Origin of the sequence: Faecalibacter bovis (assembly GCF_017948305.1) — a bacterium.
Lineage (GTDB): Bacteria > Bacteroidota > Bacteroidia > Flavobacteriales > Weeksellaceae > Empedobacter > Empedobacter bovis.
Genome location: NZ_CP072842.1, coordinates 555,445 through 570,505, shown reverse-complemented (window position 1 = coordinate 570,505; position 15,061 = coordinate 555,445). Strand labels below are relative to the sequence as shown.

General features: G+C 30.9%; 12 protein-coding genes. 8 read left to right on the top strand and 4 right to left on the bottom strand.

Annotated features, from left to right (window positions below; genetic code table 11):
* Positions 1-89: 89 nt before the first annotated feature.
* From J9309_RS02835 to J9309_RS02810, 6 genes are all read left to right on the top strand, one after another.
* On the top strand, positions 90-1,526 hold the full coding sequence (locus J9309_RS02835; protein ID WP_230476928.1) for a porin: 1,437 nt from the start codon (positions 90-92) through the stop codon (positions 1,524-1,526).
* An 84-nt stretch (positions 1,527-1,610) separates the two neighbouring features.
* Positions 1,611-2,288: a response regulator transcription factor gene (locus J9309_RS02830; protein ID WP_230476927.1), complete on the top strand. Its 678-nt coding sequence runs from the start codon at positions 1,611-1,613 to the stop codon at positions 2,286-2,288.
* A 1-nt stretch (position 2,289) separates the two neighbouring features.
* A complete protein-coding gene (locus J9309_RS02825; protein WP_230476926.1) occupies positions 2,290-3,558 on the top strand; it encodes a sensor histidine kinase in 1,269 nt (422 codons plus the stop codon).
* A 144-nt stretch (positions 3,559-3,702) separates the two neighbouring features.
* Positions 3,703-5,124, top strand: coding sequence for a porin (locus tag J9309_RS02820; protein WP_230476925.1), 1,422 nt, complete (start codon positions 3,703-3,705; stop codon positions 5,122-5,124).
* A gap of 32 nt (positions 5,125-5,156) precedes the next feature.
* Positions 5,157-6,530 (top strand): MFS transporter, encoded by a 1,374-nt coding sequence (locus tag J9309_RS02815; protein ID WP_230476924.1) that lies wholly within the window; start codon positions 5,157-5,159, stop codon positions 6,528-6,530.
* A gap of 185 nt (positions 6,531-6,715) precedes the next feature.
* Positions 6,716-7,189: an Lrp/AsnC family transcriptional regulator gene (locus J9309_RS02810; protein WP_230476923.1), complete on the top strand. Its 474-nt coding sequence runs from the start codon at positions 6,716-6,718 to the stop codon at positions 7,187-7,189.
* Between the two features lie 157 nt (positions 7,190-7,346).
* Here the strand turns inward: J9309_RS02810 and ribB are convergent, their stop codons facing one another.
* The 4 genes from ribB to J9309_RS02790 are packed head-to-tail and all read right to left on the bottom strand — an operon-like array spanning position 7,347 to position 13,170.
* On the bottom strand, positions 7,347-8,474 hold the full coding sequence (gene ribB, locus J9309_RS02805) for a 3,4-dihydroxy-2-butanone-4-phosphate synthase (RefSeq protein WP_230476922.1): 1,128 nt from the start codon (positions 8,472-8,474) through the stop codon (positions 7,347-7,349).
* Positions 8,475-8,482: 8 nt separating this feature from the next.
* Positions 8,483-9,949, bottom strand: coding sequence for an LptF/LptG family permease (locus tag J9309_RS02800; RefSeq protein ID WP_230476921.1), 1,467 nt, complete (start codon positions 9,947-9,949; stop codon positions 8,483-8,485).
* A 3-nt stretch (positions 9,950-9,952) separates the two neighbouring features.
* Positions 9,953-10,585 carry a LolA family protein gene (locus J9309_RS02795; RefSeq protein ID WP_230476920.1) on the bottom strand — a complete coding sequence of 211 codons (633 nt, stop codon included), beginning with the start codon at positions 10,583-10,585 and terminating at the stop codon, positions 9,953-9,955.
* 17 nt (positions 10,586-10,602) lie between these two features.
* Positions 10,603-13,170, bottom strand: a complete 2,568-nt coding sequence (locus J9309_RS02790) for an FtsK/SpoIIIE family DNA translocase (protein WP_230476919.1) — start codon at positions 13,168-13,170, stop codon at positions 10,603-10,605.
* 132 nt (positions 13,171-13,302) lie between these two features.
* Between J9309_RS02790 and dnaX the strand changes: the two genes are divergently transcribed.
* Together dnaX and J9309_RS02780 are read left to right on the top strand one after the other, a co-directional pair.
* Positions 13,303-14,391 carry a DNA polymerase III subunit gamma/tau gene (gene dnaX, locus J9309_RS02785; protein ID WP_230476918.1) on the top strand — a complete coding sequence of 363 codons (1,089 nt, stop codon included), beginning with the start codon at positions 13,303-13,305 and terminating at the stop codon, positions 14,389-14,391.
* Positions 14,392-14,642: 251 nt separating this feature from the next.
* Entirely contained in the window at positions 14,643-15,032 is a 390-nt protein-coding gene (locus tag J9309_RS02780; protein ID WP_230476917.1) for a hypothetical protein, read from the top strand.
* Positions 15,033-15,061: the final 29 nt, after the last annotated feature.

Here is a 15,061-nt window from a genome sequence, read left to right as displayed (position 1 = left end):
TCAACAATGAAATGAATTTTATGTTATTATTTTCAATAAATAATAGAGAAATTATTTAGTTATATTTGGCATCAATTTTATAAAAATATATGAAGAAATCTTTACTATATACAGGTTTTTTATTATTATCAATAAACATATTTGGTCAAGAAACTAATGATACAATTTTAAAAAACAATACAACTAATCAAGAAGAAAACTTAATAGATGATGAACCTAAATTCAAACATTCATTAGGCGATTTGAATATTAAGTTAGATGATACAGGTGACCGTTATTTAAAATTTGGATTAAACTCGCAAGTTTGGCTAAGAAGTATAGAAAATAATCCAGGAACTTTAGTAAATGGTGTTGAACAGAAAAACACTTACGATGCTGGCTTACGCCGTATGCGCGTAACGATGCAGGCACAGTTATCGCCAGCTTATCAAATTTATGTTCAATTAGGAATAAATAATCAATCTTTTATTGCAGGTGGTGGATCTGGTACAGGTGCAAATGGACAAGGTAAAAAACCAGCGATATTTTTCATGGACGCTTACAATGAGTTAGCGATAATTCCACAGAAAGATTTTAAAACAAAGCAAACGAATAACTTCAATCTTTATTTAGGAGCAGGTTTGCATGGTTTTAACGGAATTTCTAGAATGAGTAATGCATCAACTGGTAAAATTTTGATGGCTGATATGCCAATTTTTAATTATCCAAACATTGAAAATTCCGATCAGTTTGCTCGCCAATTAGGGATATTTGCTCGAGGTGAATATGATAAATTTAATTATCGTTTTGCAGTAAATAAACCGTTTGCTACTAATCTTCAACCGCAAATTGGTCAAACTGTTGATAATAATCAATCAGGTAAATTAAGCTATTCAGGTTATTTGATGTATAATTTCTTTGATAAAGAATCAGGTTCAACTGCATTTTTACCAGGATTTTATTTAGGGACTAAGAAAGTGGTAAATGTAGGAGTAGGATTTTATTCGTCAAAAGAAGGTGCTTTGTCTCAGCCAGAGTTAGGTGTTTATAAATCTCATGATCATTCCGTTTTAAGTGCTGATATTTTTGCAGATTTGCCAGTTGGAATAAAATCTAAGGAAATGGCTATTAATTTATATTCTGTTTTCTATCGTTATAATTTTGGACCTAATTATTTGAGAAATTTAGGGATTATGAATCCAGGAACGCTTGATCCTAATTATCCAGGAACAGTAGCTATGGAAGGCGTAGGTAATGCCAGAAACTTATTAGGAACAGGAAATATTTGGTTTACACAAGTTGGTTTTTTATTACCTAAATTTAGTGAAACGGTAAAACTTCAACCATTTGCATCTTATACCTTAAAAGATTTAGAAGGTTTAAATGAACAAGGAAGTTATTATGATATTGGTGCAAATTTATTTGTGTTCTCGCAATCGGCTAAAATCAGTTATCAATATTCATCTCGACCATTATATGATCCAGTAAATAAAAAACAATTCGATCGCAAAGGTGAACATATTTTAATGTTTCAGTTAGCGTTTTAATACATATATCAACCACTTCTTTACAAGAGAAGTGGTTTTGTTTTATAAGAAAAAGTGTAACTTTAAACCAAGATTAACACCTCAATGAAACTACTACTTGTTGAAGATCATCATGAACTTGCGACCAATATTATCCATTTTTTAACGCAAGAAAATTATGTTTGCGAATGGGCAACTTCCATAGCTCAGGCAAAAGATTTATTGTCAATGTTCGATTACGAATGTATATTATTGGATATTACACTACCTGATGGTACAGGAATTTCACTTCTTCAATATATAAAGGAAACATATTATAACGCACAAGTAATTATCATATCTGCTCAGAATTCTTTAGACTATAAAATTCTAGGTTTGGATAGCGGAGCCGATGATTATATTACGAAACCATTTCCATTGCCCGAATTACATTCGCGTATAAAAGCGGTGATGCGTAGAAATCAAAAAGAAAAAATAAGTGATATTTTAACTTATAACGAGATTTCTATCGACATGCAATCAATGGAATGTAAAGTAAATGAAACACTTCTTAATTTGACTAAAAAAGAATTAAACTTGTTGATTTATTTTATTAATAATAAAAACAGAGTGCTTTCGCGCCAAGCAATAGCAATACATCTTTGGGGTGATTATACATATAATTTGGATAATGTTGATTTTATCTACCAGCATTTAAAGAATTTAAGAAGAAAAATAAGTGAAGCGGGTGGGACTGATTATGTACAAACGGTGTATGGTTTAGGGTATAAATGGTCAGTTTAGTATGCGTTTAAGCGAGAAATTAACAAAATATTTTACCATTATTGTTTTCTTTTCGATGGCATTTGGTTTCGTAATTTTCTTTTTTGCCATCGAACGAGCAACGACACAATCAGCAATTGGAAAGTTAGAAAACTTAAATAAAATTGTTGAAAATAAACTTCAAACTCAATCTATAGAACAGATTGTCAAATCACATCCGCATGTAAAAATTAGCGTATTATCAGACCAAGATATTAATTTAATAGATGAAGTAATTAAAGAAGGTAATTACGAATGGAACGATAAGCTGCAGACTATGGTTAATCATGTTTCAGTAATAACTTATCCATTTGTTGGCAAAACACATTATGCGATTCAAAGTCAGATAAGTCTTACGATAATCGATAACGAATTTTTTGTAGGTATTATAATGGTTGTAGCTTGGATATTCGTTTTTGTTATTATCACGATTATATTTTTTGGGGAGTTAATTACTCGTAAACTATATACACCATTTTATCATCTTTTAGATGAGATGAAGCGATTTGATGTTCGTGAAAATTACCAGTTACAATTGATGGATACGAATATCTCGGAACTGAATGATCTTAATCAATTATTTGTGAAAACTTCATCACAGACCGTTGAACATTATGAAGCTTTAAAAGAGTTTACACAAAATTTATCGCATGAATTACAAACGCCAATTGCAAATATTAAAGGTAAAATAGAGCTGATGTTGAATTCTGATTTGACGGAAGATCAAATGTTTTCTTTAAGTAAAATGTATGATGAGTTAAATAAAGTTTCTACAATTAACCGTTCATTGGTTTTATTGATGAGTTTAGATCATCACGAAGTAACAGATGAAAAAATAAATCTTTCCGAATTAATAGAAGAAATTATTTCTGATCAAGATGATATGATTGCGATGAATGGTGTAACTGTTACGTTAAATATAGAAGCGAACGTTTACGCAAAATTGAATCCTTTATTGGCTCAAATTGTATTTTCAAATTTGATAAGTAATGCGAACAGACATAATATTCCAAATGGAAAAATTTCAATCGTATTGAATCGAAATCTTTTCAAAATTAGTAATACAGGTAATGAACAGGAATTTACCAATGAAACAATTTTTCAACGATTTAAAAAAGGAAAACACAATTCAGAATCGATAGGCATTGGTTTAGCTTTGGTTAAAAAGATTTTAAATTTATATAATTTTGAAGTTGAATATCAATTTCATCAAGATTTACATATTTTTTCGATTGATTTATCAGATAATTAATCCCTAAAACTATGTTTTTGATGGTTTTGTAAAATTTCAAACTTTCTTCATAAAAACTTCAAATTTTCTTCAAATTTCAATTGTTATTTAGTAGTGTAAAAAATACACAGATATTTTTTGCAACTCAAAATCACGATTTATAAAATGAAGAAATGTTTATTATTGATTACTTTAATCTTAGCTAATATAGGATCTGCACAAGATACCATAAAGCAATCAGAAGTGATTGTAGTTGAACAACCTGAGGTAGAAAAAAATCAATTCAAAAATTCGTTAGGGGATTTAAAAATTAATTTAGACCAATCAGGAGAAAAAAATATCAAAGTTGGTTTATCAAGTCAAATCTGGTTGCGTTACTTAGAAAATAATCCAGGTACAGCTGTCAATAATGTTCCACAAAATCATACATATGATGCTGGATTACGTCGTATGCGTATAATTCTGAACGCGCAATTAACCAATGCATATTCTATTTATATGCAATTTGGAATCAATAATCAGTCATTTATTAGTGGTGGTGGATCAGGAACTGGAGCGAATGGTGCAGGGAAAAAGCCTCAACTTTTCTTCATGGATGCATACAATGAGTTGGCAATTATTCCACGTATAAATTCTTCCACTAAAAAAGCGAATAAAAATCATTTTTATTTAGGTGCTGGTTTGCACAGTTGGTCTGGAATATCTCGTATGACGAACGCAAGTACAACTAAAATGTTAACTGCTGATTTACCTGTTTTTAACTTTCCTAATATTGAAATAACTGATCAATTTTCCCGTCAATTCGGAGTTTTTGGTCATGGTGAATATAATAAATTCAATTATCGTGTAGCGATTAACAAACCATTTGCTACAAATAGACAACCAGGAGTTGGCGAAATTGTAGATAATAACCAATCAGGAAAATTATCTTTTGCTGGATACGGAATGTATCAGTTCTTTGATCAAGAGAATACAGCAACTTCATTTTTAGCAGGAACATATTTAGGTTCAAAAAAGGTATTTAATCTTGGAGCAGGAATTTATTCGACAAAAGATGCCACGTTAGCTCAAACAGAACCTGGAGTTTTCGAATCACATGACAATTTAATGTATGGGATTGATGCTTTCTTCGATATGACTATTGGTGCAAAATCTAAAGAAATGGCTTTGTCAGTTTACTCTGTGTTTTATCGTTATGATTTTGGTCCAAATTATTTAAGAACAAACGGAATTATGAATCCTGGTACTAAAGATCCAAACTTTACAGGCGAAACTGCTGTAGAAGGATTCGGGAATGCTAAATACCTTTTAGGAACAGGAAATTTATGGTACACGCAAGCCGGATTTGTTTTACCAAAATTCAGTAATAAAGTTAAACTTCAGCCTTTTGCAACATACTCTTTGAAAGATTTAGAAGGATTAAGGGATATTGCACATTTCTATGATTTTGGAGCAAATCTATATATCCTTTCTCAAAATGCTAAAGTTGCTTATCAATATTCTTCTCGTCCGTTATTTAATGGAGATACTAAAGAGGTTTTAACTCGCAGAGGAGAGCATATTTTAACGTTACAAATTGCTTTATAATATAAAATTAACATCACATAAATCACAAAAAAATGTCAGAAACTATACATTCAAAAACAGTCGTTCAACAAGACATGAAAAAAGTAATTGCTGGACAAAAAAATAAAAAAACAGATGCGCAATTAACAGTTAAAGATCGTGTTCAAGCTATTATTGGTGGATCAATCGGGAATTTAGTAGAATGGTACGATTGGTACGCTTATGCTGCATTCGCTATTTATTTTTCGTCTTCATTTTTTCCATCAAGTGATCAAACGGCACAGTTGTTAAATACAGCAGGGATTTTTGCAGTAGGATTTTTAATGCGTCCAATTGGTGGCTGGTTATTTGGAACTATTGCGGATAAAATTGGTCGTAAAAGAGCGATGACCTTATCTGTATTATTAATGTCATTCGGATCATTATTAATTGCCTTAACACCAACATACGCAACAATCGGAGTTTTAGCACCAGCGTTGTTATTAATTGCTCGTTTATTACAAGGTTTAAGTGTAGGAGGTGAATACGGAGTTTCTGCAACTTACTTATCAGAGATGGCAACAGAAGATCGTCGTGGATTTTATTCATCTTTTCAATACGTAACGTTAATCGGGGGGCAATTAATCGCTTTAGGAATTTTATTAATCTTACAAAAATTTGTTTTATCTGAAGATCAATTAATAGCTTGGGGATGGAGAATTCCTTTCGTAATTGGAGCAATTTTATCTGTAATTGCATTATACTTAAGAAAGAACTTACACGAAACCGAAGCCTTCGAAAATAACAACGAGGATTCTAACAAAAAAGAAGAAAGTGGTTCAATCAAATTATTATTACAACATCCAAAAGCAATTTTAACGGTGGTTGGATTAACAATGGGAGGAACTTTAGCTTTCAATACTTACACAACATATATGCAAAAATTCTTGGTTAATACCGTGAATTTAACGAAAGAAGAATCAACCTTTATATCATTCTTATCCTTATTAATCTTTGCTTGTTTGCAACCATTATTCGGATTATTATCTGACAAAATTGGACGTCGTCCGTTATTATTAGGATTTGGAATTTTAGGAACAATTTTTACAGTTCCATTATTAACAGGTTTAGCAAGTGTAACATCTATGTGGGGAGCATTTGTTTATTTGATGCTAGCATTAATCATCGTATCAGGATATACATCAATTAATGCAGTGGTAAAAGCTGAATTATTTCCGGCTAAAATTAGAGCTTTAGGTGTTGGTTTACCATATGCATTAACGGTATGTATTTTTGGTGGATCAGCAGAATATATCGCATTATTATTCAAACAAAATAACATAGAGCATTATTTCTATTGGTACATTACCGGTTGTATCGCCTTTTCGTTAGTTGTTTATTTCTTTATGAAAGACACAAAAGAGCATTCTATGTTAAATAAAGACTAAGACTTATTTAATTTAAATACTATTGATTGTTTTATTATTTATAAGGCTGAACCAATTGGTTCAGCTTTATTTTTATCTGAAAATTTTCAATTATTCTGATATTAAATGTTAAAAATGAATAATATTCTAAAATAAATCATAAATATTGAATTTTATACATTTTAATTTGTATTTTTGTATCTGTAATGAATAAAGTAGAAATAAATTTAGACAATACGGACCTAAAAATCATGCGTATGATGCAAGAAAATGCTCGTATCAATAACGCTGATATTGCAAGAGAACTTGGAATGGCTCCGTCTGGTATTTTAGAAAGAGTAAAGAAATTAGAACAAAAAAAGGTTATTCTTTCTTACCATGCGAAGATAAACCCTTTAGCAATTGGACAAAAATTATTATCATTTATTTTTATCAAAACTACTGATATAATCGGGGACGAAACAGTAGGAAAACTTTTAGCTGAAATTCCTGAGGTTTTAGAAGTTCATGATATTGCTGGAGATGATGGATATTTAATTAAAGTTCGTACTGCAGATTCAGAAGGATTAGTAGAATTAATGAGAACATCTTTAAGTAAAATTGACGGTATTACATCAACAAGAACAACGATTGTTTTACAAACGATAAAAGAGGTTCCGACAATCGTAATACCAGAATAAGTAAAATTTTATTCAACACATATTAGGAAATGATTAGTCGGATAAATTTATTTAGAAACTGATCACTTTTCTGAAACAAATTATGATTTTTATTATGAAAAAACCCTGTTTATGATTATCTAAACAGGGTTTTTGCTTTTTATAAATTTTTATTTTCTTATAATTTAGTGTAATCCACAATTTCTAAACCGTATTGTGTTGTATGTGGTTTTTCGTGAATATTACGTGTAATAACATTCATTTTTGCAATTCCTAAATCTTTAATAATCTGAGAACCAATTCCGTGATTTTTTTCATCTTCTGGTAAAACTCCAGATTCAATTAAACCTCCTGAAAAGGCTTTAAAAGCTTCTAATTTAGACTGTACTAAGTCTGCATTTTGAATATTATTAATAAAAATAATTACTCCTTTTCCAGCGTCTTCGATGATCTTAGCCGTTTTTTCTAATAAAGGTGTTTCGCCGTTTTGTAATGCTGAGAAAAGATCGTAATAATTATTTGAAGATTTTACACGAACAGGAACCACATCATCTTTCGTCCATTCGCCTTTAGTTAAAGCAAAATGTACTTGATCGTTTGTCGTTTGTTGGTAAGCGATTAAGTTAAAATCACCAAATTTAGTTTTTGCAGTAAATTCTTCAATACGTTTAACTAATGATTCGTGTTCTAAACGATAGGCAATTAAATCTTCTATTGAGATGATTTTTAAATCAAATTTTTTAGCAATTTCTAAAAGTTCAGGTAAACGTGCCATTTCACCGTCTTCTTTTAAAATTTCGACAATACAACCAGCTGGGTAATGACCAGCCATGCGAGCTAAATCTACAGCAGCTTCTGTATGTCCCATACGAACTAAAACTCCTCCATCTTTAGAAATTAATGGAAAAATATGTCCTGGACGTCCTAATTCATCTGGATCAATGTTGTCGTCGATTAATGCTTGTATTGTTTTTGAACGATCTGAAGCTGAAATTCCAGTTGTACATCCATGCCCTTGTAAATCTACAGAAACAGTAAAATTCGTTTCGTAGATGGCTGTATTGTGTCCAACCATTAGATCTAAACCTAATTTTTTACAACGATCCTGCGTTAAAGGTGCACAAACTAAACCACGACCATGTGTGGCCATAAAGTTAATAACTTCTGGTGTAGCAGATTGTGCAGTACATAAGAAATCACCTTCGTTTTCACGATCTTCATCGTCAACAACGATAATAACTTTACCTTGTTTTAAATCTTCTAGTGCTTCTTCAATTGTGTTCAACTGAGATGATCTTGTGCTCATTTTTTTCTTTATTGATAGCGGGAATGTTCTTCCGTGAGTTGTTTCTTTTTTCTAAACTTATTAACGAAGTTCATGATTGGATCAATGTATTTTGATGCATCAAAAAGACCTGAATCTTTATTTGCTTTGATACAAAATACGATTGCAAATGGTAAAGCGATAAAGTTAGCAATCCAAGCAGCTAAGAAAGGAACTATATTTCCATTTTTAGCCATATTTTCTGCTGTAAAATTAATAACGAAATATACAACGAAAATAATGATTGATATAATAACAGGCATTCCTATACCACCCTTTTTAACAATAGATCCTAAGGATGCTCCAATTAAAAAGAATATAATACATGTAACAGCATAAGATAAATTTCTGTAGTAATGTAAATTTACTTTAGAAAAATATTTATCATTTTGCTTTAGTTGATCAACTAAATATCCAGAATTTTCTTTGTCACGCTGTGCATGTTGTAAAGCCTGAATATAAATACGATCCTGATCTTGAGGATTAAATTGATCAATAGTAACAACAGGTTCTAAATTCGTAGAGTCTACATTTTTATACTCTCTGGCAAAATAGAAGTTGTTATCGTACGCTTTTTGTTGTTCTCCTTGATATAGGTCAACGTATGAAGTTGTTAATGTGTCAATCATTTTAGATAAATCACCACCATTTAAAAATTTGTAATGATCACCTACTTGATTTTCACTATTATTTTTTTCAATTAATTCAGAAATATCAAAATAATAATTAAGCGTATCAAATTTAGTTGTTTGATTTTCTTGTCTTTGACGTTCGATAATATTTTTTCCTTGGATATTATCAGTATAAGCAATACCGTTAAATAATTCAAGTTTCAAGAATCGATTATCCTCTTTGTCAGCTTTTAAAATACCGTTTTTAGCTAAAATTGTCATCGTGTTTTCGCCAAAACCTGCGTTTTGATGCACGAAAATATCTTCTAAAAATTCGCTATTTTCACCTGTAACTTTATTGATTTTTAATTGAAAATTAGGAATAGTTTCACTAAAAACACCTTCCTTAATTTGCATGGTAGGTTTAGTTTGTAAGATGGAAAATGCCAAATTCTTAGCCTTTCTTTGTGAAAGTGGCATGATTCGGTCTCCGAAAAAATAAAGACCGACTGACATTAACATAACTAAACCAAAAACAGGAGCAATGATGCGTACCAGAGATATTCCGGATGCCTTCATTGCTGCAAGTTCGTATCGTTCACCAAAACCACCGAAGGTCATAATTGATCCAAGTAAGATGGTTAATGGTAAAACTAATTGTATAACGTTTATACCTAAGTATAGTAATAATTCGACGATGGTATACCATTCTAGCCCTTTACCAATAAATTTTCCCATTTCTTGCCAAGCAAATTGAACAATGAAAATGAAAAATAAGATACTGAAAATGAAAAAAAATGGTCCTAAAAAGGTTTTAAGGATATATCCGTCAAGCTTTTTAAACATTGATTATAATTGAGTAATAATATAGCCTTTAGACTTATATTTCTTTTGGTCAAAGTTAAAGTAATCTTTGTGAATAATTAAATTTTCGAGATAATCTTTTACTGTGATGGTTGTTTTTGAACCATCTTTTCCGAATTCTTGGTACGAATAAATCTGGTTGTTTTTTGTATTAATACCTAAAATGCTATGTTTCATTGTCGCATTTTGTGTTGTAGGTGTTAATTTAATTAACTGGATCGTTTGTCCACCAATCGTTTGCTTTTTATCTAATGTATAATGATAACCAGTTTTATATGAATTTAAAACTTTTGTTGGAGTTAAAAAATCATCTGAATTTGATGCATTCGAGATAACAACTTCACTATCTTCTTTAGAAATTGTGTATAATTTTTTAGCATCAAAAATTTGATTGATGTCATCAACACTTAAGTTAAATTTCTGTTTAGCAGAATACACTTCGCCCGATTTTTTTTGCGTGTTTCCTTTGTTTTGATATTCAAAATCGAATTTGATGTAATACGACTGTGCATTTTGGTATTTGTTGTGCACTTTATCCAACCATTGTTTAGCTGTTTGTGCATTTACCATTCCAACCCCTATTAATAAGAGTATGAAACTAAAAATAGTTTTTTTCATACAATTTGACATTTTTGTTAATTTAAATTATTCAACAATTGTTCCAAACTAACCTCGTCAGAAACTAAAACTTGTCGAGCTTTACTTCCTTCGAAAGGCCCAACAATACCGGCTGCTTCTAACTGGTCAATTAATCTTCCGGCTCTATTGTATCCTAATTTTAATTTTCTTTGTAAAAGTGATGCTGAACCTTGTTGTGCAATAACAATTAATCTTGCAGCATCATTAAATAATACATCACGATCTGATAAATCAATATTTAAAGCTGAAGAAGAATCTCCTTCGCCAACATATTCTGGTAAATGCATCGCATCTGGATAACCTCTTTGTTCACCAATAAATTCAGTAATATCATCAACTTCAGGAGTATCTACAAAAGCACATTGTAAACGTACTAATTCATTACCTGTTGTATATAACATATCACCTTTACCAATTAATTGATCTGCTCCCGGAGAATCTAAAATTGTACGTGAATCAATTTTTGAAGTTACACGGAAAGCAACACGTCCAGGGAAATTGGCTTTAATAGTACCTGTAATTACATTTACAGAAGGACGTTGCGTTGCAATAATTAAATGGATTCCTACGGCACGAGCTAATTGTGCTAAACGTGCAATTGGTAATTCGACTTCTTTACCCGCAGTCATAATTAAATCAGCAAACTCATCCACAATTAATACGATATATGGTAAAAATTTGTGTCCGTTTTCTGGATTTAATTTTCGGTCCTTAAATTTTGCGTTATATTCTTTTATGTTACGAACGTATGCATTCTTTAATAATTCATAACGATCGTCCATTTCAATACAAAGCGAATTTAATGTGTTAATAACTTTGTTATTATCTGTAATAATCGCTTCGTCCGAATCAGGAAGTTTTGCTAAGAAATGTCGTTCAATTTTAGAATATAAAGTTAATTCAACTTTCTTAGGATCCACCATTACAAATTTTAATTCAGATGGGTGTTTCTTATAAATTAAAGATGTAATAATCGCATTTAATCCTACAGATTTTCCTTGTCCAGTAGCACCAGCCATTAACAAGTGTGGCATTTTAGCTAAATCGGCAACAAAAGTTTCATTCGTAATAGTTTTACCAAAAGCAATTGGTAATTCCATATCAGCATTTTGAAATTTAGCTGAGGCCAAAACAGATTGCATAGAAACCATAGAAGGATTGCTATTTGGAACCTCGATACCAATTGTGCCTTTCCCCGGAATAGGAGCAATGATACGAATACCTAATGCGGCTAAACTTAAAGCGATATCGTCTTCTAAGTTTTTAATTTTAGAAATACGAACTCCCGCTTTTGGTACAATTTCGTATAGTGTAACAGTAGGACCAATAGTTGCTGTAATAGATTGAATTTCGATACCGTAATTACGTAAGGTTTCTAAAATTCTATTTTTATTTTGTTCTAATTCTTTTTGATCAATTGCTGTGCTTGATGAAGATTCGTATTTTCTTAATAAGTTTAAGTGTGGAAACTGATAGTTTGGTAAATCTTGTCTTTGATCGTATTTACCTTGTTGAGCAACTAATCTTGCAGCAGTTTCTTCAACCGTTTCTTCTTCAGTTACATTTTCAATTTTCAATTCTAAACCGTCAGATTTAATTGGTTCAATCTCGATTGTTTCTTCCTCTTCAGCAATTTCAAAAGTAAATTCGTTACCGTTATTTTCTTCATCAATAACTGCATCTGTGATGTTAATCACTTCTGGTTGATCTTCAATTTTTAGATCAAATGCATCCTCTGCAGATTGTGGATTAATTGCAAAATTAGCTTCAGGTTCTTCTTTTAAAGTAATTTCTTCTAATTCTTTATTTTGCTGTTGTTTTTCAGCTTCAATATTGAATTGATTAATTAAATCCTCTTCTTTTTTAGTTCTTTTTTCTAATTCCTCTAAACGCTTACGTTCGGCTTCTTCCGCTTCTTCTTTTTTACGTTGTTCTAAAAGAATTTTTTCTTGTTCGATTCTTTTTTGTTCTTCCGCTTCTAATTCTAATCTTATTTTCTCGGCACGTTTTTCTTTCCATTCCTGAAAAGATTCGTAAGAAAGATTATATCTAAACATCAAATAGACAGCTAATGAAACGAATAGTAACGCACCAACCCCAATCTTACCAATAAAGCTTTTTAAGAAATCATTCACCTCAAATCCCATAACACCAGAAAATTGTGTATGATCTGGATAGATGTAACCAACGAAGATTGGAAGCCAAATTAAAAAGAATATAATTTTTGATAAGTAGCTAAAAGGTTTAAATATTTTTTTACCTGTGATGATCTTAGCACTTAAAATAAATAAGAAGAATGGTAAGAAAAATGCTGCGATTCCTACACCGTAATGGATGAAAATTTCACCCAGAAGTGCACCAAATTTTCCGAAAATATTTTCGGCTACAACATCACGATCAATCATGTTTGTAATTTGACTTTGATCTTCAAATCCATTAAAATAATATGATCCAAAAGATAAAAGTAAAATAAGACCGAAAAATGCAATTAACACAAATATTGCATTAATGTATTGTTTAGATTTATTTGTTTTTGGAGCTTCCTGCGTATTTTTTATAGCCATTTTGTATTATGAGTGTATGAGATTGCAAAAATATAAAACTTTAAAGTAGACTTATTGTAAAAATCTGTAAATTTTACTTTCTAAAATTATATTTTTTATTCGAGAATTAAAACTATTATATTTGCCTATCATATGGAAAACTTTGTAGTCTCAGCTCGTAAATATCGCCCGTTAGAATTTTCAGATGTCGTAGGACAATCTGCAATTACAAATACGTTAGAACAAGCGATTGAGAGTAGTCAAATCCCTCAAGCGTTATTGTTTTGCGGACCACGTGGAGTTGGTAAAACAACTTGTGCACGTATTTTAGCGCGTAAAATTAACGAAGAGAATGGAGTAGACGGTGACAATGATTTTGCTTTTAATATTTTCGAATTAGACGCTGCGTCAAATAATTCGGTTGATGATATTAGAAATTTAATTGACCAAGTTCGTATTGTACCACAAGTAGGTAAATATCGTGTGTACATTATTGATGAGGTCCATATGTTATCTACGGCTGCTTTTAATGCATTTCTTAAAACATTAGAAGAACCACCAGCACATGCAATTTTTATTTTAGCTACGACAGAGAAACATAAAATTATACCAACGATTTTATCTCGTTGTCAAATTTATGATTTCAAGCGTATTTCTGTAGAAGATATCAAAGGTCATTTAGTAAATGTTGCAACAAAAGAAGCTGTAACTTATGAAGATGATGCTTTACATTTAATCGCTCAGAAAGCAGATGGAGCTTTGCGTGATTCACTTTCTATCTTTGATAGAATGGCAACTTTTACAAACAAAAATCTAACTTTAGATGCAGTTGCAGAAAATTTAAATGTATTAGATTACGAATATTATTTTAAAATGACTGATGCGTTTTTAGAAAATGATATTCCAGAAGCAATGCTTCAGTTTAATACAATTTTAAACAAAGGATTTGATGCACATTTGTTTATTACAGGCTTAGGATCTCATTTCCGTGATTTGTTAATGGCAAAAACGGCAAATACTGTTCAGTTATTAGAAGTTGGTGATCGTACAAAAGCTAAATATGTAGAACATGCGCAGAAATGTACAAGTGTTTTCCTTTTTGGTGCGATAGAAATTTGTAATCATGCGGATATTAATTACAAAACAAGTAAAAATCCAAGATTAACGGTAGAAATTGCTTTAATGCAACTTGCTTCTTTAACTGCAGAAGAGCAAGGGCTTAAAAAAAAAAATATAGGATAGTTCCACCTTCATTTTATTTAGCGGAAGATATTAAACAACAATCAAATCAAAATACGATTGTTGCAAATAACGTATCTGCAAATCAAAGTCAAGGAATTCCTGCTCCAAAAACAGTAGCTGTACCGACAGAATTAATCGAAAATCAACATAAAAGAGCTTCAAAACCTCTTGGATCATCTAATGGATCTGCGTTTAGTTTAAAAAATGTTATCAAAGAATCTAATGAAAAATTAGAATCAGATGATGAGGTTTTGAGAGATGATTTACCTCGCGACAATTATACATTGGAACAAGTTGAAAATTTTTGGAATAAATTTTTAGATCGTTTAAAAATCGAACATAGTATTCCTGCTTACAATGCTTTGGCGACTACAACAATTAAGTTATTAGACGATAATGTAATTCAACTAGAATTTATTTCTGCTTCCTCTGAAGCTGAATTTGATATTTATAAAAGTCGTATTTTGAACGGACTTCGTAGAGCAATTAATAACTTCTATTTTACGATTGATGTAAAATTATCTGAAGCTGAAGCTAAAAGCCATATTTTAACAACAAAACAAAAGTTTGAAGCGTTTGTAGAAAAGAATCCAACAATTCTAAAATTGAAAGAAGAGTTCGGGTTAGATTTATACGAATAGTAAAGTACTATAAAAAGTTGTTGTAAAAC

What these genes read in the sequence shown, in the direction of transcription:
- J9309_RS02835 (WP_230476928.1), top strand. Translation starts at nt 90, where the DNA reads ATGAAGAAATCTTTACTATATACAGGTTTTTTATTATTATCAATAAAC.
- J9309_RS02830 (WP_230476927.1), top strand. Translation starts at nt 1,611, where the DNA reads ATGAAACTACTACTTGTTGAAGATCATCATGAACTTGCGACCAATATT.
- J9309_RS02825 (WP_230476926.1), top strand. Translation starts at nt 2,290, where the DNA reads ATGCGTTTAAGCGAGAAATTAACAAAATATTTTACCATTATTGTTTTC.
- J9309_RS02820 (WP_230476925.1), top strand. Translation starts at nt 3,703, where the DNA reads ATGAAGAAATGTTTATTATTGATTACTTTAATCTTAGCTAATATAGGA.
- J9309_RS02815 (WP_230476924.1), top strand. Translation starts at nt 5,157, where the DNA reads ATGTCAGAAACTATACATTCAAAAACAGTCGTTCAACAAGACATGAAA.
- J9309_RS02810 (WP_230476923.1), top strand. Translation starts at nt 6,716, where the DNA reads ATGAATAAAGTAGAAATAAATTTAGACAATACGGACCTAAAAATCATG.
- ribB (WP_230476922.1), bottom strand. Translation starts at nt 8,474, where the DNA reads ATGAGCACAAGATCATCTCAGTTGAACACAATTGAAGAAGCACTAGAA.
- J9309_RS02800 (WP_230476921.1), bottom strand. Translation starts at nt 9,949, where the DNA reads ATGTTTAAAAAGCTTGACGGATATATCCTTAAAACCTTTTTAGGACCA.
- J9309_RS02795 (WP_230476920.1), bottom strand. Translation starts at nt 10,585, where the DNA reads ATGAAAAAAACTATTTTTAGTTTCATACTCTTATTAATAGGGGTTGGA.
- J9309_RS02790 (WP_230476919.1), bottom strand. Translation starts at nt 13,170, where the DNA reads ATGGCTATAAAAAATACGCAGGAAGCTCCAAAAACAAATAAATCTAAA.
- dnaX (WP_230476918.1), top strand. Translation starts at nt 13,303, where the DNA reads ATGGAAAACTTTGTAGTCTCAGCTCGTAAATATCGCCCGTTAGAATTT.